21 protein-coding genes are annotated in these 26,332 nt (G+C 51.3%); 3 read left to right on the top strand and 18 right to left on the bottom strand.

Translation table 11 applies throughout. The features are described 5' to 3' along the window. Nucleotides 1–151 precede the first annotated feature (151 nt). Complete coding sequence (locus PAEVO_RS02855; RefSeq protein WP_100536190.1) at nucleotides 152–661, bottom strand: Crp/Fnr family transcriptional regulator; 510 nt, start codon at nucleotides 659–661, stop codon at nucleotides 152–154. Between the two features lie 179 nt (nucleotides 662–840). Between PAEVO_RS02855 and PAEVO_RS02850 the strand changes: the two genes are divergently transcribed. Then, the gene (locus PAEVO_RS02850; protein ID WP_100536189.1) at nucleotides 841–1,227 is read left to right on the top strand and encodes a YhjD family protein; all 387 of its coding nucleotides are present in this window, start codon (nucleotides 841–843) and stop codon (nucleotides 1,225–1,227) included. A gap of 29 nt (nucleotides 1,228–1,256) precedes the next feature. Beyond that, on the top strand, nucleotides 1,257–3,404 hold the full coding sequence (locus PAEVO_RS02845) for a YhgE/Pip domain-containing protein (protein ID WP_100536188.1): 2,148 nt from the start codon (nucleotides 1,257–1,259) through the stop codon (nucleotides 3,402–3,404). A 130-nt stretch (nucleotides 3,405–3,534) separates the two neighbouring features. Here PAEVO_RS02845 and PAEVO_RS02840 read toward each other — a convergent pair whose 3' ends face one another. The 12 genes from PAEVO_RS02840 to PAEVO_RS02785 all read right to left on the bottom strand — a co-directional run bounded on the left by PAEVO_RS02840 (nucleotide 3,535) and on the right by PAEVO_RS02785 (nucleotide 21,068). Further along, nucleotides 3,535–4,623: a glycosyl hydrolase family 18 protein gene (locus PAEVO_RS02840; RefSeq protein WP_100536187.1), complete on the bottom strand. Its 1,089-nt coding sequence runs from the start codon at nucleotides 4,621–4,623 to the stop codon at nucleotides 3,535–3,537. Between the two features lie 29 nt (nucleotides 4,624–4,652). Then, nucleotides 4,653–6,410 carry a polysaccharide deacetylase family protein gene (locus PAEVO_RS02835; RefSeq protein ID WP_100536186.1) on the bottom strand — a complete coding sequence of 586 codons (1,758 nt, stop codon included), beginning with the start codon at nucleotides 6,408–6,410 and terminating at the stop codon, nucleotides 4,653–4,655. A gap of 32 nt (nucleotides 6,411–6,442) precedes the next feature. Beyond that, nucleotides 6,443–8,314, bottom strand: a complete 1,872-nt coding sequence (locus tag PAEVO_RS02830) for a glycosyltransferase family 2 protein (protein WP_100536185.1) — start codon at nucleotides 8,312–8,314, stop codon at nucleotides 6,443–6,445. 19 nt (nucleotides 8,315–8,333) lie between these two features. Beyond that, nucleotides 8,334–9,647 carry a nucleotide sugar dehydrogenase gene (locus PAEVO_RS02825; RefSeq protein WP_100536184.1) on the bottom strand — a complete coding sequence of 438 codons (1,314 nt, stop codon included), beginning with the start codon at nucleotides 9,645–9,647 and terminating at the stop codon, nucleotides 8,334–8,336. Beyond that, nucleotides 9,648–11,135, bottom strand: a complete 1,488-nt coding sequence (locus tag PAEVO_RS02820; protein WP_100536183.1) for a polysaccharide deacetylase family protein — start codon at nucleotides 11,133–11,135, stop codon at nucleotides 9,648–9,650. A 426-nt stretch (nucleotides 11,136–11,561) separates the two neighbouring features. Then, on the bottom strand, nucleotides 11,562–12,470 hold the full coding sequence (locus PAEVO_RS02815) for a hypothetical protein (RefSeq protein ID WP_243390616.1): 909 nt from the start codon (nucleotides 12,468–12,470) through the stop codon (nucleotides 11,562–11,564). Nucleotides 12,471–12,487: 17 nt separating this feature from the next. Further along, entirely contained in the window at nucleotides 12,488–13,849 is a 1,362-nt protein-coding gene (locus PAEVO_RS02810; protein ID WP_100536181.1) for a nucleotide sugar dehydrogenase, read from the bottom strand. A gap of 177 nt (nucleotides 13,850–14,026) precedes the next feature. After that, nucleotides 14,027–14,833 carry a response regulator transcription factor gene (locus PAEVO_RS02805; RefSeq protein ID WP_100536180.1) on the bottom strand — a complete coding sequence of 269 codons (807 nt, stop codon included), beginning with the start codon at nucleotides 14,831–14,833 and terminating at the stop codon, nucleotides 14,027–14,029. A 61-nt stretch (nucleotides 14,834–14,894) separates the two neighbouring features. Further along, complete coding sequence (locus tag PAEVO_RS02800; RefSeq protein WP_207797444.1) at nucleotides 14,895–16,283, bottom strand: glycosyltransferase family 2 protein; 1,389 nt, start codon at nucleotides 16,281–16,283, stop codon at nucleotides 14,895–14,897. 22 nt (nucleotides 16,284–16,305) lie between these two features. Next, entirely contained in the window at nucleotides 16,306–17,499 is a 1,194-nt protein-coding gene (locus PAEVO_RS02795) for a HEAT repeat domain-containing protein (protein WP_100536179.1), read from the bottom strand. An 18-nt stretch (nucleotides 17,500–17,517) separates the two neighbouring features. Next, complete coding sequence (locus PAEVO_RS02790; protein ID WP_100536178.1) at nucleotides 17,518–19,776, bottom strand: hypothetical protein; 2,259 nt, start codon at nucleotides 19,774–19,776, stop codon at nucleotides 17,518–17,520. Between the two features lie 770 nt (nucleotides 19,777–20,546). After that, complete coding sequence (locus PAEVO_RS02785; protein WP_100536177.1) at nucleotides 20,547–21,068, bottom strand: HPP family protein; 522 nt, start codon at nucleotides 21,066–21,068, stop codon at nucleotides 20,547–20,549. A 148-nt stretch (nucleotides 21,069–21,216) separates the two neighbouring features. On the opposite strand from PAEVO_RS02785, the gene PAEVO_RS02780 reads away from it, so the two are divergent. Then, complete coding sequence (locus PAEVO_RS02780; RefSeq protein WP_100536176.1) at nucleotides 21,217–22,173, top strand: GntR family transcriptional regulator; 957 nt, start codon at nucleotides 21,217–21,219, stop codon at nucleotides 22,171–22,173. 152 nt (nucleotides 22,174–22,325) lie between these two features. Here the strand turns inward: PAEVO_RS02780 and PAEVO_RS02775 are convergent, their stop codons facing one another. From PAEVO_RS02775 to PAEVO_RS02755, 5 genes are read right to left on the bottom strand one after another with little or no spacing between them, the layout of a single operon-like run. After that, nucleotides 22,326–23,348 (bottom strand): potassium channel family protein, encoded by a 1,023-nt coding sequence (locus tag PAEVO_RS02775; protein ID WP_100536175.1) that lies wholly within the window; start codon nucleotides 23,346–23,348, stop codon nucleotides 22,326–22,328. Nucleotides 23,349–23,384: 36 nt separating this feature from the next. Next, on the bottom strand, nucleotides 23,385–23,777 hold the full coding sequence (locus PAEVO_RS02770; RefSeq protein ID WP_100536174.1) for a DUF350 domain-containing protein: 393 nt from the start codon (nucleotides 23,775–23,777) through the stop codon (nucleotides 23,385–23,387). Next, nucleotides 23,774–24,448, bottom strand: a complete 675-nt coding sequence (locus tag PAEVO_RS02765) for a hypothetical protein (protein WP_100536173.1) — start codon at nucleotides 24,446–24,448, stop codon at nucleotides 23,774–23,776. Before PAEVO_RS02765 ends, PAEVO_RS02770 begins: the two co-directional genes overlap by 4 nt. Continuing rightward, nucleotides 24,449–25,648, bottom strand: a complete 1,200-nt coding sequence (locus tag PAEVO_RS02760; RefSeq protein WP_100536172.1) for a glutathionylspermidine synthase family protein — start codon at nucleotides 25,646–25,648, stop codon at nucleotides 24,449–24,451. Then, nucleotides 25,645–26,325: a hypothetical protein gene (locus tag PAEVO_RS02755; protein ID WP_100536171.1), complete on the bottom strand. Its 681-nt coding sequence runs from the start codon at nucleotides 26,323–26,325 to the stop codon at nucleotides 25,645–25,647. Before PAEVO_RS02755 ends, PAEVO_RS02760 begins: the two co-directional genes overlap by 4 nt. Between the last annotated feature and the right edge of the window lie 7 nt (nucleotides 26,326–26,332).

Genomic DNA, 26,332 nt, shown 5'->3' with positions numbered 1-26,332 from the left:
CCTGTCTTGTATAAAGACAGGCACCCTTTTTGGATTGATTATGCTTGCTGGTGACTATGATTCAGCGAAAAAGTGAACCTTCTGCTAATTCTGTCGTGAGCATGTTATTAACATATGTATCCCGGCGTTCATATCGTCCGCAAATTCAGGGCTAGACGTGCTTGCCCTGTTCCCGCAGCAGCCGGTTTACCGTTTCTCTCCTCACGCCGATCAGCTGTCCGATCTCTTCCTGAGTCAGATACTCGGTCAAGTGTATTCCCTGTGAATACTCATCCAGCCACCGGATCAGCAGTTCAAGCCGCTCCGCAGGTCCTCCCACCGTCAAGTGATCCAGCCTCATCTGCATGAACCGCACTTTTTCCTGCAGCAATCTGGCAACCTCGAGCGGTTTCTGCGGATCCTCCGCGAGCTGGCGGTACCACGCTTCAGCCGATATGACCTCCACTTCGCTCTGGATCAGAGCGATCGCCGTTCCATGTGTCTCCTTCGGGCTGATCAGCGAATGGTGCGGCACCGTTTCACCGGGATATAAAATATTGAAAAGCACCATGTTGCCGTTCGGATGGAGACGGGTCACCTTGAACAATCCGCTCCGGATGTGATATAGATGGTCCCCGCTATCCCCTTGCCTGAACAATATTTCGCCTTTATGTAGAATCATGAATGAATCGCCTCCTGATGAATGCAGTTATCAGGAGTGTAAACGATATGCCGCCATGAATCCACTGGGATCCATAAACCATTGCCAGAAATTAATGGTTGCAGGCCGTATATTGTTGGCATACTATGTGTAAGATAGAACATATGTTCTATATATTTATGTCTGAGGATGTGTCTCTTATGATGAAGCCTTCCACTCCTCCTCCGCCTTCACCAGAAGACGAAGCCCTAATCCATGATTATCTGCTGCATCACATCATCCAGTCTGCACTCGAGCGGGATATTCGAATTCTCAAGACCCTTAAACTCAAAACGGCTGACCTCTATATCTTAAATCTGCAGCTTATTAAAAAAGGGAATTCGGATCATGCCTGGTTCATACAACAACAGATGAGAAGGCGCGGCATCCGGATTCATAGCCAGAACCGCACAGCCAAGGAAGGGCTGCAGGTTCAGTATTTGTGCCGCGGATATGAAGGCAGCCTGCTCTGCGAATGGCACTCCCTCAAGGAAGAGATTAAGGATCGGCTCGTTTCGTATCTTGGCACGGATTTAGCGGCATACTAGCACCGACTACGTACAAGACAGGAGCGCTCATGAAGAATATCTTCCACATATATTCTGCCGATATCCATAGAATCATTCGTAATTGGGCTGCAGGCGTCATCATAGCCGGGCTTGCCGTTCTTCCTTCTCTGTATGCCTGGTTTAACATTGAGGCTTCTTGGGATCCCTACGGCCAGACCTCCGGTGTATCCATTGCCGTTGCCAACCTGGATAAAGGGACCACTCTTCGCGACCAGCCGATTAATCTGGGAAAAGAAATCGTGGAGTCCCTCCATCACAATGAGAAGCTGGGATGGCGGTTTACGGAGGATAGCGAGAACGCTATTCAAGGTGTACGGCGCGGCGATGATTATGCCGCCATCATTATTCCGGAGAACTTCTCTGCCCGGATCGGCACCGTGCTGACCAATGAGCCTGTCAAAGCTCAGATCCTCTATTATACCAACGAGAAAATCAACGCCATTTCTCCCAAAGTGACGGCCCAGGGCGCATCCGGTGTCGTGGAGGAAATCAGCAAAAATTTCATCAAAACCGCCAATGGCACCATCTTTGAGATCTTCAACACGCTCGGGATTGAGATCGAGAATCAGCTCCCGGCAATTAATAAAGTACGAAGTCTTCTGTTCCGGCTCGAAAAAAGCTTTCCGGAGCTCAATGAAGCGGTGGGCACAGCCGCTAAGGATATTCAGCTGGCCAACCGATTGATTCAGCAGGCCGACACCGCCCTGCCTCGCCTTGAAGGGATTGCCACGGACGGCAAAACCATGGCCGGTGCGCTGGCGGAGTTCGCGAATCAGGCTGCGGGTGCCTCGAAATCGCTGGAGCCTGCCCTGCGTCAGGACTTGGAGGTACTGGCTGCAACCACCGGAGCGCTCTCGCAAGTGCTGGACACTCTGGGGCAAGCCGACATCGACCCGAAGGAGCTTGCCAGCCGCCTGAACGCTGCCCAGGAACGCGCAGAGACAGCAGCGCAAGCCGCGGCCCGGCTGGGTCAATTGTTCAAGCGGCTGGGCTCGATCTCCCCGGCGGCAGCTTCCGGGGCGGCCAAGCTCGAGGACATTGCAGCACGCTGGACCTCAGCTCAGGCCGTGCTCCAAACCATAGCCCAAGCCGTGGAACGGGGAGAAGAAGCACCTGCGGATTCCATCGATAAGCTGAAGAAGCTGAACGATGACATTACGGGACTGACCAACACGCTGTTAAGCCGCTACGATACGGAGATTGGTCCAGCGATCAGCAAAGCCTTCACCAAGGGCGCAGGCACGGCCAAGCGTGTTCAGCAGGAGCTGACCCAGGCGCTTGCCGCAGTCCCCGACATTCAGCGTTTGCTTCAAGATGCCCGGAAGGGGCTCAAAGTAGGGGGCGAAGAAGTGCGGCTTGCCCAAAGCCGTCTCCCGGAAGCCGAGCTACGAATTACGCAGCTGGCTAATCGGCTGCGCGAGATGGAAGCTGAAGGGGATATCCAAGAGGTTATCGATTTGCTTCAAAACAATTTTGAGCTCGAAAGCCAGTTTTTTGCCGAGCCTGTTACGCTGGAAGAGAATCGCCTGTATCCAATCCCAAACTATGGCTCCGCCATGTCTCCTTTCTTCACGACCTTATCCTTGTGGGTAGGCGCCCTGCTGCTCGTTTCCCTGCTCTCCGTCGAGGTTCATGATGAAGAGAGAAGCTTCCGCAGCATCGAGATTTACTTCGGACGCTATTTAACATTTCTGACCATTGCGCTGTTCCAAGCGCTATTCGTCACCCTGGGTGATATTTATTTGCTGCGGACCTATGTAGTGAATCCGGGCTGGTTCATCCTGTTTGCGCTGCTGATCAGCTCCATCTTCATGCTGATTGTATATACGCTGGTGTCCGTGTTCGGCAATGTCGGGAAAGCGATGGCCATCGTACTTCTCGTGCTGCAGCTTGCAGGCGCGGGCGGAACGTTCCCGATCCAGATGACGCCGCCGTTCTTCCAGGCATTGCATCCGTATCTGCCATTCACCTACGCCATTAGCATGATGCGGGAAGCCGTTGGCGGCATTCTATGGGATATTGTCATCCGGGATGTCCTGTTCATGCTGATCTTCGCGGCAATTGCGCTGATGATCGGGATTGCGCTCAAGAAGCCGATCAACCGGGCCAGCGGCGGACTTGTCCGCAAAGCGAAAGCCTCGAAGCTCATCCATTAATCCAGCCCCTTCCTGTACGTATATTCGCACAGAAAGACGGCTTGGCTGATAGCATAAGTCATACCTTACGCAAAAGGACACCCCAACCGACTTCTTAGAGCCGTGGGATGTCCTTTTTTTCGTAAAAGATTCACTCATGTTGGGATTGCTGATGATATTCCTTCAACTGTTTCAACGTATCCTCTTCCATATCCCCAAGCCGCCAGAGCGCAATCTTCGAAATACCCGAGTCTCTCGCCGCATCCACCCAGCCGGCAATGGTCATTCCATCCGCATACCACACGGTATGCCCGATGCCTTGGTCGTCCGTATATTCAAAATACAGGGCACCGCTTGACGGATCCCGTCTCGGATCGTCCGAGATGGCATGGGCCAGCTCCACCGCACGCTTTTCCGTTAAAGAGACCACCTTGCCGTTCTCGGCCCAGTCAAACCCGCCAACCGACAGCGCAATGGCATGGTCTCCCGGGATCCCGTGCAGTTTGTCCGCCAGCTTCCTTATCATGGCGTGATCCGCCTTTGGACCCGGTCCGCTATGCCCTCCGTACAAGTTATATGCCATCAGGACATAATCCGGACCTTCCGGCAGCAGGTCAAAGGATGATTGGCTGATCCCCGGCTCCAGCACGATTCGAAGAGAGAAACCTTCCGCTTGTAAACGTTCATACAGCTCCTCGTACAGAGCCGAAAGATTCGCCCAATCTTCCTTGCGTACCTTCTCGTAATCCAGCTCCACACCGCTAAAGCCATGCTGGGATACCACAGCCAGAATGTGCCCGATATGCAGACTGCGGCTTTCCGGAGTTGCCACGATCCGGGAGATGAGCGCAGGATCCTTCTGGTCCGCCGTCCCATCGGTATCGAAACGATCGTTTACGATGGTCAGGACACGGCGAAGCTGCTCCCCCTTCCGGGAATTCTCCAGAAACTCAGGCAGTCCCTCCCGAAAATCCGAGGTCAAATGGAGTTCGTCTTTAGGATTGAAGTAAGCTGCAAAAAAATGGATTTCTTCAAGCTCACCACCGAGCTGCTTCAGATCCGTTATGCCCGTTTTCCACTGCCAGTCCGTAATCCAGGCAGACAGCTTCACTTCCGTTTGCGTTAACTGAGCCTGCAGTCCTTTCTCCTGCTCTCCGGTATGCAGCCACCAAAAAGAGACAGCAGCACACAAAGCCATCAATACCACAGCTCCTGCCCATTTCCTTCTGCGATTCTTCATTGTTGTTCACGTCCTACGCCATCCGAATATTAAAAAGTTTCCACAGCCCAGTCAACCGCCCGGCTCAAACTTCTCTGCACGCCTGTCAGGACACCGGTCAGTCCGGACGGCTTGTTCGTAAACAGCAGCTTCCGATCACCGCCCGCAGGCTCGGATGCAATCGTAACATCTTCAAAAATAGCGTCGTAAATATCATCTTTCTCATTCTGCTCGTGATATTGCGATTCAAACGCCACGCCCCCTGCGCCAATCGAAACATCCACAGGCTGCTGATTCAGAATCAACTGTTGATCGACACTCACGGACAGAGAATGGCCTTTCACCGAAATCTCCAACCTACGGTTTCCAAGTATGTTGACGGGATACTCATTCTCATCATCCCGGTCTCCGGACTGCGTCTGCTCCTTGGTATATACCGATGCCTTGTCGAATTGCAGATCCTCTTCCCCCCACTCGACCTTCGGCAAGGAATAAGTGAACAGCTCTTCGGGCGCTTGACCCGCTCTCTTCTGTTCCACCACCACGTTATTGTTCTCCAGAAGAAGCCTTAAGTAAGAGCCCTTCGTCCGGTCGTAACGGACATAAATGGACTGCCGTCCTACCCCATTACCGAGTGCCTTAACCGAGACGGTCACGTCAGACTCTTCGCTGCCCTTCAAATAAACGGTCCCTGCCTGAGACGGAGGCGATGTGACCACGAAACGGTTATCCGCAAATTCAGCGGCTCCGCCAAGCACCTCCCACTTCTCAGCCTGCTGCTCGTCCCCCCGCACAAATTGCATAGGTTGTCCTTGGTCCTTGTGCAGCTTCATCAACAGATGATTGGTAGACCAGTAAGGAGCAGGCTGGACCCGAGTCAGATTATAAAGATCGCTGTCCTTCGAGTTGAAGGCCATTCCTTCCCGGTTGAAATTCATTTCAAACAGCTGCCTAATCTGCTCCGTATTGGCATTGGCAACAAGCTGATTCATGCCTCCGCCAAGCGCATTGGCGTGCATGATCATATACGTGCCTGGAACGTAACCAAGCGCTTCCGTATAGACTTTATTCATCGCCTCATAGTCAGCTTGGATCCGTTCTTCCATCTCCGCGCGGTTCTCGAGCGGAATCATATTCTCGTCGCGTATGAAATCCATCAAATAGTGGTTGTAATATTCCACATGGGATTTGGCGGTCAGTTCACCTTCATCCTTAACGCCGATGAAACGGCCTTCACGATCAAATATATTAATATAAGTCAGCCGGTTGCCGTTGGTCCCCAGCTCCCAATAACCGGTGCGGGTCATCTTCAGCATATCCTTCGGCTGCAGAAATTTCCGTTCACTATTGCCCATTTTGCCTGCATAGGACAGGAAAGTGGCCTTATAATTGTATTTCTCCAGCAGGGGCTGCGCGAATAATGCGGAGTCATTCCGTCCGTCTTCAAAGGACAGGTACAACGCTTTATCCGGCAGCTTCTTGCCATGACGATAATAATCGATAATATCTTGCTGCGAAATCGTGGTGTAGCCCTGTTCATATAAGGCCTTCAGTTGGGCATCCAGCTGGCTCTTGGATACGAGCTTGGATGTCCCGGTGCGGCCGACTCCGAAATAGGATAGCGCAATAAAGCCCTGATCCTGACGCCAGGCCGATTTGTCCGGCTCTTTAAATGTGCGAAAATCGAAAATCGCATTCGCCAGCAGGACGGCTGCTACAGCCAATACAACGACCTGTGCCGTAACTTTGATGATCTTGCGGCGATTTTTCCGCTGAACATTGAGGGCTGTTTTTTGTTTTTTACCCATTGGTCATCCTCACTTCAACCGCTTTGACACGATCAGAACGGTAATCCGAATTTTTTGCCTTTGCGCTTGCGGGCTTCCTTCTTCTCTCTCGCTTCAATATCCTGCGGCGTTTCCCGGGTCCCCCATGTCGACTTCCAGAAGGTAAACCAGGCCACCGGCATCTGCCATAACAGGACAAATTCATAGAACAGACAGAACACGAAGCCGAACACCCAGAGCCTACTCTTGCGAAACAGCAGGTGGGCAAGACTCATCAGCAGCGCCATCAGCAGCAAGCCCATCAAGAAGGTCCCCGGAAAAATGCCGTGAACGATCGGCACGTACATCAAGTTATAGGCAACCACGACAGGCGCGGCAATCGGCACGATCAGGCCGATGTAGAAAAACAAGGCCATAAACGGCTCTTTGCGCCAAATAAAGCCTCCAGCCCGCAGCGACTCGCGCAGCCATGAGCGCTTCCAGCGCATCTGCTGCTTCAGGAACACCTTCATCTGCGAAGGGACAATCGTCGAGCATATGGCGGAATCCTGGTAACCGGTACGATGTGTTTTCAAAATAAAGTTCGTCATGCTTCGGTCATCCCCGAAAGTGGCGGGTCTGCCCAGAAACTTCTGGTTCAGCCAGGCATCCGCATGCTGTATGATCAGCTCTTTTCGATAGCAGGATAACGGGCCCGACAGGCAGGTCACGCTGTCAAACCATGACTCCGCCGCTTTCATGATCCGAAACGCAATATAATAACGCACAGTCTGCAGCTTCGTCATGTTATTGGTATATTTGTTCTCGACGTCCGTCCGTCCGGCGACGCCGCCCATCTTAGGGTCCTGAAAAGGCTGAACGAGGTGGCGAATCGCCGTCGGGTCCAAAAAGCTGTCGGAGTCCACGAACACCACCAGATCATGCTTCGCCATCTCCACACCTTTGACCAGGGCGACCCGCTTGCCCGCATTCTCCGGCAGCACCGTATAGGACAGGCGTTCGCGGGTAGCGTAACGCTCCGCCTCGGAATGAATCACTTCGATCATATCCTTGATCTGCTGTACCGACTGGTCTGTCGAACGGTCATCCACGACAATGACTTCCAGCTTATCTACCGGATAGTCCTGATTAATACAGCTCAGAATCGTACGTTTGATCCAATCCGCTTCATTGAAGCAGGGGATGATAATCGAAACCCCCGGCGTGTAATCCGGATTGATCGGCACATCGCGATATAACGCCCCGAACAGGTAGCGTGTCAGCAGAAACAGAGCTGCGATTAAGCTGTACAAATACAGCACCATGTTGTATTTGAAATAAATAATGCTCTCGGCCCGCATCAGCATGATGAAGAGCACAGCCATGAACATCAAGGCGCTGGCAGAATACACGGAATAGCCCCACCGTTTGCGCTGAAAATATTCCGTCAGCGGCTTCTCAAATTCTAAGGCAAGCATATGTTCTTCACCGGATTCCGTCGAACTTGTGGTCCGGCGAACGACGCTTGCATCCATCCTTACGGCCGATTCAAAACCCTCGGGCATGGCGCCCGGCGGGATGCGGAATCGGGCCTTCACGGTGTCGCCCACTTCAAGACCTGAAGAGGCGTCCGGCAGCCTGAGCAGCAGGCCGGTGGCCGAAATATCGGCAGCCTGCCCCTTGATCCCGGCCTTTTTCTTTTTCCCCTTGGGAACGATCCATACTTCAAATTCCGCTTCATAACGCAAGCTGAGCATACGCAGCTTATTTAAATACTCAGAACTGGACACATCATCCCCGGGCTGCTGTGCTCGGTTGCCTCTCCGGTCCGCGTTCAAACGGATCTGCTCCGGATCGGGTACGTAGGAAAGCGTACGTCTGTCCGTACGCGGAACCGTAAGAACTTCCTTGGTGCTCTTCGGTTGCTTTCTTTTTATAATCCTCATTGCTTTCTCCCATCGTTATCTACAAACTCCAATAATGAAAGCCGTTCGCTTCATATTCGGTTTTTGGATAAGCTCCCTTCACGTCAATTAGAAGCTTCGCCTCTTCAGCGTTAAACATGTCCTTGAATTCGGCAATCCCAAGCTGCTTGAACTCCCGGTGAGCGACGGCTACAACCGCAATCTGGATGTCTCTCAATTCGCTCATGTCCGACAGCTCGATTCCATATTCCACGTAAGCCTGATGACGGTCCACGTGCGGGTCGGCGACCATCGGCTGAATCCCGTAGTCCTGCAGCTCCCGGATAATATCGATGACCTTGGAGTTGCGGATATCCCGGCAGTCTTCCTTAAAGGCCAGGCCCATTACCGCCACCTTTGCCCTCATCAGATCAATACCTTGGCGAACCGCGAGTTTAATGACATGCTGGGCGATGTATTTCCCCATTCCGTCATTGATATGCCGCCCGGCCAAAATAATCTTGGAATGATATCCCGTATCCTCGGCCTTATACGTGAGATAATAAGGATCAATTCCGATGCAATGTCCGCCGACGAGCCCCGGCCGGAACGGGAGGAAATTCCACTTCGTTTCCGCCGCCCGCAGCACGGCATTCGTATCGATATCCATCTGATTGAACAGCATGGAAAGCTCGTTCATGAAAGCGATATTGATATCGCGCTGGGCATTCTCGATGACTTTGGCTGCTTCCGCCACCCGGATGCTTTCCGCCCGGTGGACGCCTGCATCGATGATCAGTTCATATAGATTGGCAACCGTCTCCAGCGCTTCCGGGTCATTGCCGGACACAATTTTCACGATGGTCTCGAGCCGGTGAACCTGGTCTCCGGGATTAATCCGTTCCGGGGAATACCCCACCTTGAAGTCCACGCCCAGGCGCAGGCCGGACTCCTCTTCGAGAATCGGAATGCACACTTCCTCCGTAACGCCCGGATAAACCGTTGACTCATACACAACAACCGCGCCCCGGGTCAATGCCCGGCCAACCAAACGGCTGGCATTGCGCACGAATTTCAGGTCCGGCACATTCCCGCTTTTTACGGGTGTCGGAACGGCCACAATAAAGCAGCGAGCTTCCTTGAGCTTGTCCGGATCCGAGGTGAAGGCGGCCGTACAGTTCGTAAGCGAGGTATCCCCGATCTCACCGGTAGCATCGAAACCGCTTCGATACTGCTGCACCTTGGCCTCGCTCAAATCAAAGCCGATGACATCCAATCTTCTTGAGAATGCGACCGCCAGCGGCAGGCCCACATATCCAAGACCGACGATCGCCAATTTGTCCACGCGGTCCAGCATATTTTCAAATAATTCCATCTATTCCATCTCCATTGCGGCTTTGTCCTGCAGCTGCATCATGTCCGCCATTTTTACAAACGTATATCCTTTATTCTTCAGCCCTTCCAGCACTCTGGGCAGAGCCTCAATGGTATGAATGTCATCCAGCATATGCAGCAAAATGACGCTTCCCCTTTGGGTCTTGGTCATAACCCCGTTTACAATATCGTCGGCACTATTGGAAACATCCCAATCCAGCGTAGTCACATCGTACATCGCAATGGCCGGGTAACCGGTAGCCGCCAGCGCTTTGGCCCGTTCGTCATCTACCACGCCGGTCGGCGGACGAAACAGCATGACAGGCTGCTGCTGTATGGCCTCCGTAATGACCTGGTGGGCCTTGACGACATCCTTCTGCAGCTCTTCCGGCGTTAGCGAAGTAACGACGGGATGACTGTAGGAATGGTTAGCCACATCATGTCCGCCTTCCACCATCGCCCGCGCCAAATTCGGGTTGCTTTCCACTCCTTTGGCCCGGAGGAAGAAGGTAGCTTTCACATCATGCTCCTCCAAAATATCAAGGATGCGGGTTACCGTTTTGTCGCTTCCGAAATCATCAAACGTCAGGGCAACTTCTTTTTTGTTCGTATTGACTTTATAAACCAGTTCATATTTCGCCTGTTGATAATCCGGGTTCATTCTTGCAGCGTCGTATCCCGGAATTAACTCGAGCGGTTTTCGCACGCCGCCATGCTGCACCAGCTCATCCAGCGTAACCAATTGATATCCGATATCGTCCACGGCCTGGGCTATGTATTTAATAGAAGAAATGACTTCCGGATTAACGTCGGTATTCATGGAAATAATCCCGCCTCTGGAGATGAACCTGGTCACATACTCTCCAATCTCTTCAGCACTCTGCATATTGCGGTCCTTGGGATTAATGTTATAACTTACAACGGCCTTCATTCCAAGATGTGCAGCTGCCAGTGGCACTTCGTCCGGATAATCGCCCGAGCGTGTCCGAACATAGCGGGGCTGGGCGCCCGTTTCCCGTTTGATGACATCGTTCGCGAGTTTGATTTCCTTATAGATCTGATCGTAATCAAGCTGATTCATATCGAGCTGATTGAGCGTGTTGTTCTCAATTTCATGACCTCTGGACAAAATGGCTTCCGCAATGTCCGGTTCCTCCGCCACTCTGATGCCCGGAAGAAAGAACGTCGCCTTGATTCCGTGCGCATCCAGCTCATCGATCAGTGCCATCATGGTCGCTTTATCGCCCATGCCGTTAAAGGTAAGCGCCAATTCCTTCCTGGCCGTATAAACAAACGGGATTTCCCTGCTCTTCTCTCCCGTATACCGTTCCACTTTTGGAACAGCAGCCGTCGAGCCTCCCGCTTCATCGCCGGGAGCTTGCTTACCTCCAAAAAGACCGCAACCGCCCAATAACGCCAGGGTTAACAACAGTCCGGTCATCCTCGTAAGCAGGTGTAACATTCGGGTTTTACTAGAATCTTTATTCATCTGGATACTCCTTTTAAATTTCAAACAGGGTATTTATTAAAGCCCTTACTGAACAAACCAATAGAATATAACACCAACCTATCCTAATTGCTATAACATTTCGGGAAATTTCATGGGTTTTCATCTTTTTCAAAACTTTGAATTACAATAAGGGACCCCGATCGTCCACGCTTATGTAATCCGTTGCCCCATACTCATTCAAAACATGCTCTTACTCCCTGCCGCTCGATGATTCACATTATAGAATTCAGTTCTATACAATTTCTAAACAATTCCGATTCAACCGGGGCCTCACCCCCTTGTCAGACAAAAAAACCTTCGAAAGTCTCTTAAGACCTTCGAAGGTACGTTGAATTGTGAATGATTCATGTTGTTGTTCATGTTGTTACCATTTAACCGGAAATCGTAATTAAACCTTATGGTAAATCAAGGCTCTTCCCCAGCCATCGCGGTTCGTTTGTGAACCCAGGCCTGGTAGTGATGGACGGCCATTCCCGCAAAGGAAGAATGATCGCTGCCAAGTTTGGCGGCACGCAGGGCTTCGTCCTCCATCTCCTGTTCGCTCTTGGCAAAGAAGGTCAGGTGCTCGCCTTCCTCCGTATCCCCGAGCTCCATGCCGATCCAGACGGACTTGCCGAGTTCATCCGCCTGCTCCAGCTCTTCCTTGGACAATTCATACATCTGCTCCCCGCTGTCCCGGTACGCCATAACGGCAATCGCGTCCGTGTTCTGGATCATCCAGCGGCTGAACGAGTCGGCATCCGCACTGCGGGGTCCAGGGATCGAGTCAAGCCAGAATGGTACCGCGGCACTGAACCATAGCCCCTGACGCTTTGCCTCCTGCACCCAAACCTCCATGTTTGCGCTCCATTCTTCCACCACCTGTGCCTGTTCGCGGCCCCATCTCCGGAGCACATAGGGCTCGACATCAAACTGCACGCCCTCGAATTTCTCCTCCGGCGCAGCCGTACGATTGTACGCTTCCAGCCAGGTCAGCAGCTCCATCCCTTTTCGCCGGCCTTCCTCATAAGCCCAATCCGGCTGACCGTTCAAGGCGTGAACGCTGATGCCCTGCTGATGTGCAGCAGCTACAAAATGGCGGTACTCCTCGTCCGTAACCTCTTGTTGAATCTGCAAAAAGATCGTTGTAATGCCTTCCCTGCCGCTAAAGGCCACAATCTCCTCCGTTTCACTCCGGATCAGACTTGCATCCCACAGCCATGTAGCCTTGTTCTGATTCACCTTGCCTGACGGGAGAAGAAGAAGGATCAGCAGCAAAAGACAGATGCCGGCAACCAGGATGATCCACTTCGCTTTTGCATGTATAGGCCTCATTCTTCTCGTCCATTTCATCAGATCAAGACAGCCTCACCAGGCTCAGCTACATGCTGAACGGAATGGCCGATCTTGTAGATATGAGGCTCGGCGAACGCTTTAAACGCATTTCGTGTATCTAAGATCGGCACGCCGGTGGAAGCGATCGAATGATAATCCAGATTGCTGTGGTTTGTAATGAGGACGATGCAATCGTAACGGCTGAATTTCGCAAGATCATACTCCACGCTGTGAATCGTCTCGCCTTGCTTATCCACAAAACTGTGGGCATACGGATCGTAATAATCCACATAGGCGCCATTTTCCTTGAACTGTTCGTATACTTCAAGTCCCGGTGATTCACGCAGATCGCTGATGTCCGGTTTGTAAGCCATGCCTAACAGCAGGATACTGGAGCGCTTGATCGATTTGGCATATTCATTCAGAATCGTAGCCGTCTTGTTGATCACGTAGTAAGGCATATTATCGTTGGTGGACTGTGCCAGCTCAATGAATTTGCTGTAGAAGCGGAAGCCCTTGGCCTTCCAGGACAGGTACATGGGATCCAGCGGAATGCAATGGCCGCCGATGCCCGGTCCCGGATAGAATGGCATGAATCCGAACGGCTTGGTTGCCGCGGCATTGATCACTTCCCATACATCAATGCCCATGCGGTCGCACATCATGGCCATCTCGTTGACAAAGGCAATATTCACGCTGCGGAACGTATTCTCCAGCAGCTTGGACATTTCCGCCACTTTCGGGTTGCTTACGGGTACAACCGTCTCAACGTACTGCTTGTACAACGCTTCACCCAGCTTTAGGCAGGCGTCCGTCGTTCCTCCGATGACCTTCGGCGTATTTCGTGTATTGAACCGGCTGTTGGATGGATCGACCCGTTCCGGCGAGAAGCACAGATAGAAGTTTTGGCCAACCTTATAACCGAGCTTCTCAATCGGCTGTTGAATCAGTTCCTCCGTGGTTCCCGGATACGTCGTGCTCTCCAGCGTAATTAACAGATTAGGCTTCATATAGCGTTTGAGCTGATCGACTACCATTGTAATGTAGGAAGTATCCGGGTCCTGATTCTCGCTGAGCGGCGTCGGCACGCAGATGCTGACCGCATCAATCACAGCAATCATGCTGTAATCCGTTGTCGGCTTAAAGCGTCCGGTCTCCATGCATGCCGCAAGCTCTTCGGACGAGATGTCCGTAATATAGGACTCGCCGCGGTAAATGCGGTCAATTTTATCCGAATCCAGATCGATACCGATGACCGTGAATCCCTGTCTTACCATTTCCACAGCCAGCGGCAATCCTACATAGCCCAGTCCCACAACACCCAGAACGGCTTTCTTATTCTCAATGGCACTCAATAACGTTTCATATTCCTCATTCACAAGTATTCAACCTCCATCGGATGTATAGTCTATTTGTCTATGTCTTTTGCCTATTTCGCCAAAAGACAGACCTCGTTTTGTTGAACTCTCTCCTTGCGATTAAAGAACCTCTCAGCTCAACTAATCACGTATCATTCATCAATTCTCTTCAAACTAAAAGCGTTAGTAACGATGTGTTTAATGAAGGCAGCGGCGGATGCGGGCATCCAGTTCCACCGGCGAGAACGGTTTGGTTACATAATCATCCACCCCGTTTTGGAAACATTGGCTGATCGTCTGCTCCACTCGTTTCTCGGTTAATACCACAATTTTGGGCGGTTCCTTCATATCCAGCTGCTGGATATGATGAATGAAAGGCAGGCCGTCGATGCCATGCAGGTTGAGCTCGGTCAGCACAAGATCCGGCTCCCATTTCGGGATGAGATCCAGCGCCTCCAAACCGTCTACTGCTTCAAGAGTTTCATAACCTTGCATGGTCAAGCGGATCTGTAAAAACTCCCTCACCGTGGCATCTTGATCCACGATGAGAATGCGGTTTTGACCGCTGTCTACTTCCTCCTGCGTAAATATATGAATATCCGAAGAGGTGCTGAGCTTGGTCGCTTCTGCCATCTGCTTCAACGTCAGCGCTGACGGCACTTCAGTAAGCGCTGCAAGCGTAATACGCGGATCTGCTTGCTCCAAACGGCCTTGCAGATGCTGCTTCAGGAGCAATGCCTGATAATGGGCGGCATCCAGCGAATATCCAGGCAAGGTAACGGCCAACACACCGGTATTGGTGTCAAGCAGTACCTCACCGTTCACGCCGGACAACTGGTCCACAAAGCTTTGAACCTCCGTCTGCCCAGCCTCCGTCTCGGACGAATTGCCTGCACAGTACAGAAACAGCAATGCTGTTCCATGGCTATGGTTTCTCACTTCCTCCTCCAGGCGGCCGTAAAAATCAACGGCCTGCACGCGTTGCAATGTTGCGGATTGAGACATAACTGTAGGTCCCACCTCTCTTTATATTTTGATGCTGTTACATATGAACCGGGCCTTGAAGTCAGGCAGCCTCGTTCTTATCTTTCCAGCTCTGCCGGGTCATGGTACCCCATGAATTGTTGTTTTGCAGATATTGAATATGCCCCTGTACTCTCCACAGCACACCTAACTGGTGGTAACCCACGAATTTGAGTGCCGAGAAGAAGAGCATCTTCACCAGATCGGACAATTTGGTATACCGGCGGAAGGCCATCTCCTCCAGGATGAGAGCTCCTACGCTGAGCAGGTACCCACTTAAAAAATTGACGAGTCCAAACACGACCAGCACATGCCAATTTGTCATATCCAGCAATACATATCCAAGCAGAGCCAGAAGGCCCGTAATTCTGAAGTAAGGGTTTAGCGCTTCAAAAATAACGTTGTAGGGCATCGTCAACATGCCCATGACTTTATATTTCGGATTGAACACCATATCGCGGTTCTCGATCATGTTCTTCAAGTTTCCCCGTCCCCAGCGCTTGCGCTGATTGGACAAAATGTTGTAGCTGTCCGGCGCCTGCGTCCAGCACACCGCTTCCGGGCAAAAGGAAACGCGGTATTTGATTTTATTTTCCAGCATATAGCGGTGCAGCTTGATAATGATGTTCATATCTTCACCGGGGTAGCCTCCCCGATAGCCGCCTACCGCGATGACATAATCTTTGCGGAACAAGCCGAAGGCTCCCGAGACGATGATGAGCCCATTGAAATGGCTCCACCCGATTCGTCCACCCAGGAAAGCCTTCAGATATTCGATCGATTGGAACATCGGCCATATCCGGCGCGGCAAGGATACATCCTTAACCTCTCCGTTCTCAATCACACAGCCATTGGCGATCCGAACATCCCCGCCGATGGCCACCGTTTCCTCGGGATTCTCCATATACATGCGGGCCATCCGGATCAGCGCATCCTTCTCCAGCAATGAATCCGCATCGATGGAAGAAATCAGCGGATAACGGGACAGGTTAATGCCCGCGTTCAATGAATCCGCCTTACCGCCGTTCTCTTTGTCGATGAGGTAAAGCTGCGGGTACTGCGGATTATAATAAATGCCCCGAACCTTGTTCGTGCTGATGTTCCCGCGGATCTCCGGATTGGGCAGCAGCGTCAAACCATACTCCTCAATCAGCACCTTCAGCGTCTCGTCGGAGGATCCGTCATTGATGACGATGACCTCGTAGGTTGGATAGTTGAGCGTCATCAGACAGCGGACATTCTCCGCGATGGTCAACTCTTCGTTATAGGCGGGAACCAGCAATGATACCGATGGAACCAGTTCCGAACCCGAGAGCGTATTGTATTTGGAATACGTAGCGCGTCTGAAAATATCCTTAATATTTCTGAAAGAAAACATCAGAATTACAAAATAAAGCGCGCTAACGATCATGACGTAATAAATCGCCACCATCCCGTAAGTGAGCAGGATATCTCTAAGCAGTGTAATCTCCTCCTACTCCTGCAACCGTGCCGATCCGTTTGTTCGTTTGAACGCCGAAATAACGATCGTACACCAGTTTTCTTTTGTTAAAAGCCACCATTTGCTCAACTTGCTCATATTCGCCTTCGTTGGACATGATCCGCTCAATCCGGTACAAGGCCGTTTCCCTGGCTGGACCTTCTCCTGTCAACGCGGCTTGGCACAATGTCTCGAAGCCTTGTTCTCCCAACATGGCAAGACTCTCCGCGCTGTTGTTGCGCACATGCCAATTCTCGTCCTTCAAGGCGGAAGCCAGAATTGGAATGCTGCCTGCGGCATGAAGCCGTCCCAGCGCTTTTGCCGCTGCCGCGCGCACTTCCCACTCATGATCATTCATAAGCTCCGCAATGGTATCATCCTTCAGGGCCGGATAGGAGCCAAGATACAGCTTGACCGCCTCCGCACGGACGTCCTTCTCTTCGGACCCGACCAGTCGATCGAGTGCCGGTACGACAGCCGGAATGGCCTGCCCCCACATGGCTACAAGCGAGACCTTGACCAGTCCAGGATCGGGATCATCCAAGAGCTTGCGCATGAGGCTGGCTGAATCCAGCCGGGTTTCCAGCAAAATATCGGCAGCCATATGATGAATGGCTTTATCGTAGGCCAGCAGCTTGGACAACATTTCTCGAATCTGCTGTGACTGAACTGCGCTTTTGGCAATCGCCCGCGCAATAATGATGGTCATCGGACCATATTTCGTACGGTTCATCAGATGCTGAAGCTGCGGCACGGCCTCTTCTGCACGCATCCCGCCTAGGCGGTAGACCGCTTCAATACGGCGGTCCTTCCGCAGGCTGGATAATGCCCGAATCTCCTCTTCCACAAATCCGGCATCCCGGCATAAACGCAGGAGCTTCTCTCTGGCGTCCCCTTTGAATTGCTCGATCCACTCCATAAACTTGGCTTGAATGACCCGGCGATCAGCCGATGTCAATTTGCCAGGCGGGAGCTCCAGCTTCGTATCGTCATGCAGATGACTCTGGACATACACAAAATAGTCATGATGTTTTTCTGTTAAGCGTTCCGTTTCTCTTTGTATGGCATTGTGCTTGATCTTCATTTGGAACAACAGGATAATGCCGGCTGCAATAAGGCCGAGACATACATAGACAAAGACGTATGCCATTTCTAAATTTGAAAACATATCCGATGGCTCCTCCTTTTATTTAGCATCTGGTTCCCGCTCTTTTTCGGACAGACGGGTGAATATGTCCTGCATATCATAATAGCTTTGTTTTAATCGTTCACTGTACTTGGTAGCTTCCCATAGCTCCCAAGTATAGGGTTCGATCTCCTCCAGGTTGATGGACGCTGCCGATCCTGACGCTGATTTCCCGTTTTTCTCAGATCGCTGTGCGATCCACGGAGCCAGCCGGATCCCTTCCGTTGTTATCGTGCTGAATGTACGCTTGTCTTGAAGCGGGCTGTAATCCACCACCTGCAGCGAACTCGGATCCCCGAATCCGAGCAGCATCCATGGGATCCTCATCTCAACAAACCTGTCTTGATACTGCCAGGCCGTAAGCGAATTAAAATCCGGAGAGTTCGGATCACTGGTCCCCTGCTTCAGCATCCCTACTTTCTCATCCACAAACGGATGGGAGAAGCGGGTATCCGGCGGGTTCATCAGCAGGCTGATGGCCAGCTTCCAGGCATGAAACGAACCTCCAGGCACCACAGGATCATCCTTGGCTCCCTTGGCTTCCTCTTCCGGCAGCATCCAATATCCCTCTTTACCGTACAAACGGCTGTGGAAATCGTATGATGGCGCTATGGTGACCTGGGATTCATCCTCTTGACCTAACTGAATCAAAGTTTCCAAAGCTCCACCTTGGAGCGTTCGTCCCGCCAGTTCTTTCTTCGGGATGTCGCCGCCAGGGATCGTATCTGCTCCAATGAAAAGCTTGGAACGTTCGGGATCAAATGCTTCTTCCAGTTCCATGCCGATATACAGGTAGGCTTCATCATGAGTCAGCCTCATGTTCTTGACGCCCGGAGCCGTTCCGGACCAGGTCTTGACTTCCCCTTCGGGAACTTTATCCCAATCGCTGAGATCCCCGTCGATCGTGATCTGCTCTACCTTGCCCGGCTGCATGGCGAGAACGCCGAACATTTTCTCATTCGTCAGCACATTCAACCAGAATGCCCGGCGGTCTGCTGGTATTTCAAAAGGCATCGTATTCCATGTTTTCTTAAACCATTCGTCCTGCCACATGAACAAGATGGCCCCGGAATAGCCTTCGTCGTAAATATCCTGGGTCAGCGAAACATTAACTTCGCCTTGCTCCGCTTCATCATGCCCCCCTTGATCCTTCCCTCCAGGACCGTGGTGTGAAATACCGATGGACGAAGGTACGCCGTATTCGGTGACCATAATCGGCATATCCTCGAATTCTGCCTTCAATTTTCGCAAGTAGGCTTTGTACGTGTTATAACCCCCATTCCCGTCAGGAAGGGTCTGTAGCGTTTTGTCCGTCCGGAAAAAATCCGGGTAGTACGGATACACATGGTATGCGGCAAAATATCCTGCATCCCAGTTCACCGGTTCTACATGCCTCGCATCAACAGACACCAGGTCTTCTTCAAACAGCGGTTCCCCCGGATGCTCAAGCACATCCGTTGTGACCCAATTGGTAAATGTCATCGGATGCTGCCATCCGTACTTCTGCTCCTCGGCAGCCGTATAGTCCAATAAAGATGCCAGCCAATTCTCAAAGGGACTTGCGTCCTTCGTCCCCGAGAAATAGGACCCCTCATACTGAGGAACATCCTTATGTACCGTGTTGGTGTTATCGACCATGGTTGGGTCCCACTCGGTTCCCACATGCCAGGCCATAAGGTACTTGCCTGCATTGACCTTATACTTGCCACTCGACTGTCCATGCTTGGGCTCAACGTTGATATCGCCGTAGACTGCAGCAACAGCCTTCGATATCTCCGCTTTGAACGTTTGGATGATTTCTTCGTCATACGCATCCTTACGCTCGATTAGCTGCTCCTCCGGTGACCAAATGCCCTGCATGAAGTACAAGGGGTCATCGCCTTTATCCCGGTTATATTTCACAAGCGCAGAATAAAAGACCGGATTATGCACGGTGTAGACCCTGATTACGTTCGCTCCCATGTCATCAATCTGTTTAAACCAGCGAAGGTAATCTTCCTCCGTTGCCGGAAGCTCACCGGGATAATGTCCAGGTACGGTTGCCCCAAGATTCACGCCTTTGGCAAAAACCTCTTTCCAAACTTCGTCATCCTCATATACCAGAAAGGAGGTTCCCTCTGTTTTGAATTTCATTTTCACGCCGTCCGCATCCGCATACGTTTTTAATGACGGTCGTAGATATCCTAGAATTACAGCGGCACCGCAGAGAAGCACTATAGTGAAAAGTGCTGCGATCACCCACCATTTTCGTCTGCTCATCGTCTTCGTTGCTCACCTGCCCTTTCTTTGACATGCTTGTTGCTGCACCGACATATGACGACTGAGCCATACTCGTCATTCTATAGCCGATGCGTTCCCGATACCATATTCCTTCTTTACCAACTTTTCCGATATCGATAGTAGTCAAAAAGAAGTAAAACAAACCTCTTCCACATTTTTCCCCCGATAACACTCGCCGCTGCCTCCTCGTCCCTGTCATTTGACAACTTCACAGCCTGATGTTAGTTGTGTGCAGTGAAAAGCATCGCTGCCCGAATAAGGCTGGAACCGCATGACTTCATTCCATCCGAGGAATGCAGCGAGACGACGAAGATTTTCAGAAAATTTTCGTGAATCATAAGATTAAACGCATAAAAATTGCTAAAGTTCCGGTCATTTTTACATCATTATCCATAGTTATGACAAATTTGATACCAAAGTCGTATAAAAAAACGGCTGAGAACCGCATCCTGTAAAGGTTTGGCAATATTAACCTTTTATACAAAATAAGAATAGAGTCCTGTACCGGGATTGTGTAATATTCTATAGATTTGACACCCGGGATCAAGTGGTAAGTATCGCCTATTTTTTCTGATTTCGGTTTGGATTTTCCCGGATGGTGGTATATAAATTAGTTTGGGAATTTTCAAATCTGCGTCATAACAATACAAATCAGACCCGGTCCATTGTAGATCCGAGTCTGTTGTTGACGATATTTGATTGAAGAAGTTACCATGATTACCGTATATTCATCAAAGAAAAAACTGCCTTCACCACCAAAAAGTCGGATATCTTCGCTCCTTTACCGCATTATTGACGAGCAGAGCCACAACCACGATCATGACCGACCCGGCAAGCACCGGCGTAAACAAGAATGACCAGCCGCTGCCAGCCATAATGACAACCAAGGGATCAGCTCCAGCCGGAGGATGGGTCGTTTTGGTTATGCCCATCAAGCTGATCGCCGCTCCCACACCGATGGCCATGGCCCAGATTCCGTCCCCCAGAACCTCAAGCGTCACAAGTCCCGTGAATGTTGAAATGAGATGTCCTCCAATGAGGTTCCTTGGCTGTGACAGCGGCGCGTCCCAGACCGCAAACGCAAGCACGCAGCTCGCACCAAAGGGTGCCATGATCCAAACACTCCCTGCAAGTGTTGTCAGAAGAGCCAACAATCCGATGGAAACAGCCCCGCCGATAAAGCCAATGGCGATATTCATGGGACGAACGGTCAACGGACTTCTAGCCCCCCCTTTCATTTTTTGTAAATACACAGCTGCCAGATCCTTCATGATAAGCCTCCATTATTCATATTTAACTAGTTATTTAGTTATATATAAGATAATGACTTATATCCATACATGTCAATACTTTTCTTGATAATTAACGAATGATTGTGTAAAGTTAAATTACTAGTTGACTAGGAAAGAGGGTTTTGTTATGCCGCATAAACTGATGCTTCGAGTCGACCCGCACGCCACCCTTAATGTCAGCACACAGGTTAAAGAGCAATTAAAGTGGTTGATTGGGATTGGACAGATCGAACCATTCGATATGCTGCCTCCGGCCGGTGCGCTGGCGGATCTGCTGGGACTGAACCGGAACACCGTGAATCTGGTCTACAACCAGTTGAAGGAAGAGGGGATCGTCTCGATGCATAAAGGCAAAGGAACGCAGGTATTGAACAACGCGCAGGTAGAGGAGCTTAGAACTCGCAGAAAGTTAATGCACAAGCTGGTCGAGCGAACGACGGAGGAGTTAAGCTCCGTTAACATCCCGGCGAGCGAATTCTTTGCCGCATCCCTCGCCTATACGCTGCTGCAGGAGCCTGTCCAGAACACGAAGCAGCGTATTCTGTTCATCGAATGTAAGGGACATGACTATCCCTTTTATCAGACAGCGATTGAGCAAATGACGGGTGCCGAAGTGAAAACGGTATTTCTGGAGGATCTGTTGACGGGGAAGCAGGCCCTATTCGAGGCGCTGGAGTACTCAAACCACATGGTTACAACATTGAATCACGATGCCGAAGTAAAGGCTCTGTGCAGCAAATATGACAAAAAAGTAACGGTCATTGGCGCCAGCGTGGAAACATCGGTCCTGCTTGAGATTGCCCGGCTTACACCGGGAAGCGATATCAGCTTTGTCTGCTTGGGTAAGGCAGGTGCACAGTGGATGGCCAGCCGCATTCAAGAAGCCGGTATTGAGGGGCCCCACGGCCACTTGGCTGGGCTGGATAATCGGGAGGACCTACTGCAGCGGATCGAGGAATCCGATTGGGTCTATGCATCTGCTGCCGCATATGAAGAGGTTCGAGCCTTATCCCCCGAGAAGGTGAAACTGTTTCCCATGAAGCTGGAGAAGAGCAGTGAGAACATTCTAAGAGAGATGGTCTGATTCCAATAGGAAAAAACGCCCACTGTTATAAACAGGGGCGTTTTGGAGGCTGGATGTTTCTATCTGTGCCGAATGTTTAACATCTGGATACCGGTATCACTAAAACCGAAGACCCAATGTAGTTCCACCGGCCTCGCATCGATGGCCCATCTTCAGGCAAGGTTGCCTGTAATCCGCTTATAGGTCGCCTCGTCCGAGACCACATACAACCTGGCATCCCGTGGAATCGGGACATCAAGCTTGCGGTTAATGCTTAGATCGCTGCGATCGGAGATGAGCGTTGCTCCTTGCCGCAGCAGATCCTGAAATGCATCGCCGTAGGTCTTCCATGCAGGGTTCAATGCCACTTCGTAGATATCGTCGCCGTGCTGGCGGCTGAGCAGCTGCATCAGCACATCCGAGTTTCCTTCCTGGAGCGCCGCGCGTACGGCCAATCGGGACACGGCATCATGCGAAAGCACAAACTCGTTCACATGATTGTAGCGGAAATTCTGAACATGCTTCTCCTGCACGATCTCCACCGTGGTATGTACGTTCGGCGCAATCCGTTCAATGCTGGAAACAATCAGGAGCGACTTGCCGTCCACGAGAGCCGATTCATCAATCCGGGCATCCGCAAAAACAATGGCCGATTTGGCCTCCAGAATGTTGGCTCTCATCAGCACGTCATCAGCTGCTGGATCGCCGCTTACAAAATGCACCTGTTCGAGATGCTCGACAGGATGCTGACTCGAATCATCAATGACCACGATCTGGGACTTCGGCGAAAACAAAAGTATCTCATCGATCGCGGACTTTGCTTTTTTGCTCCAATTGATAATAACGACATGATCACTGCCCCGAAAATTCAACCTGCCCGCCCCTCTCTGCCGCTGTATGCTTCCAAACGATTCAATGACCCGGCCAATCACTAAACTTAGCAGCCCAATACCAAAGATATAGATAAATATCGTTAATATCTTTCCCGGCACGGTAACTGCATAATAATCGCCATAACCTACGGTTGCCATGGTGGTAAACACCCAATAAAGGGCGTTAAACCAATGGTGAAACGTTTCCGGCTCCAGCAGAAATGCCAGGGTCGAGCACAGCACCACAAACAGTACCACAATCACGCTAATCGTTGTTTTACGCAGACGCATCATTTTCAAAGATAATCTTAGAAAAAAGTGCACGTTCCTGCTCCTCTCCCGAAAATGGTGCTATTTGACCTAAATAATCAGGCTGCTGATCGCAAAGGCCGTGCCGATAAACACCATCGCAAGCAGAATGCCGATCGCGACGTTCCCCTTTTGCAGGTGCTCGGATATTCGAATACCCGGCGTAGCCAGCTCGAATACCCAATAGGCCACAATCAAACATACATATCCGACGGCAAACCACAGCATCATGTGCCAGATCGATGAGTTCGTATATGCGGATATGCCCAGAATGATGGCCGTTGCCATAAACTTGCCTCCAAATGCAAGACCCACCGCGACATTTCCCTTCTTCAGCTCTTCCATGTCGTTAAACCGGGTCATCCAGCTGAAAATCAGCATACCCAGCAATTGAAGCACGATAATGCAGATTACACTTACAACAATATTAATGACGACCGTCAATCCGCCCACCCCCGAAATTTTGCATAGGCCAAGTCGTAATCGGCGAAATCATGCACTTCCTCCAATACAACATCAACCGTGTCCTTCTTTTCCATTGCGGCATAACGCTTCTCATCAATCGGCTGCTTGATCCGGTTGCCCGTCGGCAGCTCGATGACAGCAAAATGCCTGGTGTCCTTTTTATACGTTGTTTTATAAACCCCAACCAGCTTCACGTCGGTTTTGACCGTGACTTTGAGGTTGGCTAAATCCGATTCCGCCGTCTTTTTGTCCTTGAACGACTTAATGGTCTGCCAAGACGATAAACGGATATCATTGCGCTGATTCGCATCCGTGGTTAGCTCCGCATCCATGAATTGAAGCGTCCAAATGTTGTCCCCGGTAGCATAGTTGTTATCGTTAGGCAGAAGTTCGTTGTCCGGCAAGACGGTCATATCGCCGCCTATCAAATCGCCAACGGTCCCTTCAACGATCCGGTAGTCCCAAGGCACGCGAGCAGAGGTTGAAGATACTTCCTCCGATCCGGTGTGGAACACCGTCGACCCATTGCCGGAGCAGGCACTCAGCGCCAAAACCATGAGGGATAATAGAAGTACCGCCAGAACGACCGGAGGTTTCCTCTTTCCCTTAGGAGCACCGCTATGCTGCCTTCTATCTTGTTTCAACTGCATTTATTTCACTCCCATTGCGATAAAATGGCTGGAATTCCCCGTAATCAAACCGCCCGCCCGTCCCAGCAAACCACAAGGGCTGCCATTCAGGACGAACAATCCTGTCAGTAAATGAAAATGGCCTTCCGCCGTCTCGACGCGGGCCAGGTCTGCCCTCCGCTGATAGACCGTCGGAAACATGACGCTTGTATCATACCCGTCCTGATCCTCTACCTCGAGTTGTCCGGCCTGGTCGTACAGCTTGACAGAACCACCCTCGCGGCCGAACATCGACTTCGATACAAAATTACCGGAGAATACCGGTTTGTTGTAAGTCGGCAGCATATAATTGACGATGGCTGCACGTTCCTTCTCATCGAACAAAAGACCCAGCTCATACATCCCCCACATGGCGGCAAGCAGTCCTTTGGATTGCAGTAAAATGCTGTGCGGCGAGTTGAACAGCTGCAGCCGCCCCGTCTCGATGGCATAGGCAAGCGCATCTCCGCCATCATCGACGGACATCCACTCCTTCGGATATAGGGCAAACATCCGGTGAATCTCCCGGCCATCGCCGTCCTTCAGCATGCCTTCGTCCACCCACAGATCAAGACAATCCACCAGCCGGACGTCCAGCCCGCTGTGCCGAACCAATGCTTCGATCGTACCGGAGTCCTCTTTATGCTCGCCATAAGCAATGCAGGCGGCCGTATCCGGACGCTCTACCCCCCAAGCTTGCGCGATCAGCTCTTGCATCCGTTCGTTGGGAGAGAAGATGCCAGCCTGACGGCACATCCACGGCGTTGCAATGGAAGCCTCAACATAACCTGTAGGCGTGTCCGCATTCAGCTCCAGCAGCTTGATGCTGCCGTCATGGGCAATAGCAAAATCAAACCTGGCATATCGGCTGATCAATCCCTCTTCCGGCAGCGGACATTCGTCCAGCATCTGCCACAGGACGGGCGGAATGCCAATTAAGGTGTAGATATGATGATTGCGATGAATATAACGAACGGTTTTGTCCAGCATGGCCCATAATACCGCAGCCGCTTCTTCCAGCTCACGATAGGTCTCTTGGCGTATGGTGACGATCTGGTCTATCCAGTAGGCTTCGCCTTCCAAATCCGCCCAGGTAAAGCCGAGCTCCGCGAGCTCCGATACGCGACCATCCCGATTGGGGTCAGGCTGTCCCGATACGGTGAATACGCTGTCGTGACTCATCCTCCAAAACCGCCGGATCTGGAGCTTGATTTCGAACCCGATGAACTGAACCCGCTGGAATTGCCGCCAATGCCGCCGGACTTCGACGACGTGGAGCGGCGCGTAATCGTACCCGAAGATGAAGTGGAGGTTTTCGGACGAACATTGGAGTTCACCACCGGTTTATTCTGGAACGTACCACTCGAATACGTGCGGGGTTTGTAAGGCTTGCCGTTATTCGCATAATAACCGCGATGATTGTTGTACCATCCGCTGGATGAATAATAAGAACCATTGTTAAAGAGCATGTGATAGAGCAGCAGATCATCCCAGCCGAAGCCGGAATTGTACCCGCCATAGTTGTTGACAATCGTGGTTCCGCCGCCCGAACCCGATCCTGCAGCGGCTCCCTCTACCGGCTCTTCCTGGAATTCTTCCTCACTAGGAAACGGAATGTTCCAATCCACATTCTTGTCAAAATACTTCTTCACTTCTTCTGTTGACCAGGATACCAGCTGCGGCTCTTCGGATGAGGTAACCGCTTCCGAAGCGAGGTCTTTCGCTGCAGCGCCCGATACCAGAAATGCGTTCGCCAACAAGGCGATGCCCAGCGAGCTCGACAAGACCCGAATCGGTTTGCCTTCCGGCGTCAGCCATTTGGATGTTGGCTGATCTTTTTTGTCTTTTTCATTACTCAAGATGGTT

Source organism: Paenibacillus sp. GM2FR (genome assembly GCF_002803325.1).
In the GTDB taxonomy this organism is placed as follows: Bacteria; Bacillota; Bacilli; order Paenibacillales; family Paenibacillaceae; genus Paenibacillus_AQ; species Paenibacillus_AQ lautus.
Note: the sequence above shows the minus strand (reverse complement) of the source record. Positions and strands in the feature narration are given on the sequence as shown.

What these genes read in the sequence shown, in the direction of transcription:
- PAEVO_RS02855 (WP_100536190.1), bottom strand. Translation starts at nt 661, where the DNA reads ATGATTCTACATAAAGGCGAAATATTGTTCAGGCAAGGGGATAGCGGG.
- PAEVO_RS02850 (WP_100536189.1), top strand. Translation starts at nt 841, where the DNA reads ATGATGAAGCCTTCCACTCCTCCTCCGCCTTCACCAGAAGACGAAGCC.
- PAEVO_RS02845 (WP_100536188.1), top strand. Translation starts at nt 1,257, where the DNA reads ATGAAGAATATCTTCCACATATATTCTGCCGATATCCATAGAATCATT.
- PAEVO_RS02840 (WP_100536187.1), bottom strand. Translation starts at nt 4,623, where the DNA reads ATGAAGAATCGCAGAAGGAAATGGGCAGGAGCTGTGGTATTGATGGCT.
- PAEVO_RS02835 (WP_100536186.1), bottom strand. Translation starts at nt 6,410, where the DNA reads ATGGGTAAAAAACAAAAAACAGCCCTCAATGTTCAGCGGAAAAATCGC.
- PAEVO_RS02830 (WP_100536185.1), bottom strand. Translation starts at nt 8,314, where the DNA reads ATGAGGATTATAAAAAGAAAGCAACCGAAGAGCACCAAGGAAGTTCTT.
- PAEVO_RS02825 (WP_100536184.1), bottom strand. Translation starts at nt 9,647, where the DNA reads ATGGAATTATTTGAAAATATGCTGGACCGCGTGGACAAATTGGCGATC.
- PAEVO_RS02820 (WP_100536183.1), bottom strand. Translation starts at nt 11,135, where the DNA reads ATGAATAAAGATTCTAGTAAAACCCGAATGTTACACCTGCTTACGAGG.
- PAEVO_RS02815 (WP_243390616.1), bottom strand. Translation starts at nt 12,470, where the DNA reads ATGAGGCCTATACATGCAAAAGCGAAGTGGATCATCCTGGTTGCCGGC.
- PAEVO_RS02805 (WP_100536180.1), bottom strand. Translation starts at nt 14,833, where the DNA reads ATGTCTCAATCCGCAACATTGCAACGCGTGCAGGCCGTTGATTTTTAC.
- PAEVO_RS02800 (WP_207797444.1), bottom strand. Translation starts at nt 16,283, where the DNA reads ATGGTGGCGATTTATTACGTCATGATCGTTAGCGCGCTTTATTTTGTA.
- PAEVO_RS02795 (WP_100536179.1), bottom strand. Translation starts at nt 17,499, where the DNA reads ATGTTTTCAAATTTAGAAATGGCATACGTCTTTGTCTATGTATGTCTC.
- PAEVO_RS02790 (WP_100536178.1), bottom strand. Translation starts at nt 19,776, where the DNA reads ATGAGCAGACGAAAATGGTGGGTGATCGCAGCACTTTTCACTATAGTG.
- PAEVO_RS02785 (WP_100536177.1), bottom strand. Translation starts at nt 21,068, where the DNA reads ATGAAGGATCTGGCAGCTGTGTATTTACAAAAAATGAAAGGGGGGGCT.
- PAEVO_RS02780 (WP_100536176.1), top strand. Translation starts at nt 21,217, where the DNA reads ATGCCGCATAAACTGATGCTTCGAGTCGACCCGCACGCCACCCTTAAT.
- PAEVO_RS02765 (WP_100536173.1), bottom strand. Translation starts at nt 24,448, where the DNA reads ATGCAGTTGAAACAAGATAGAAGGCAGCATAGCGGTGCTCCTAAGGGA.
- PAEVO_RS02760 (WP_100536172.1), bottom strand. Translation starts at nt 25,648, where the DNA reads ATGAGTCACGACAGCGTATTCACCGTATCGGGACAGCCTGACCCCAAT.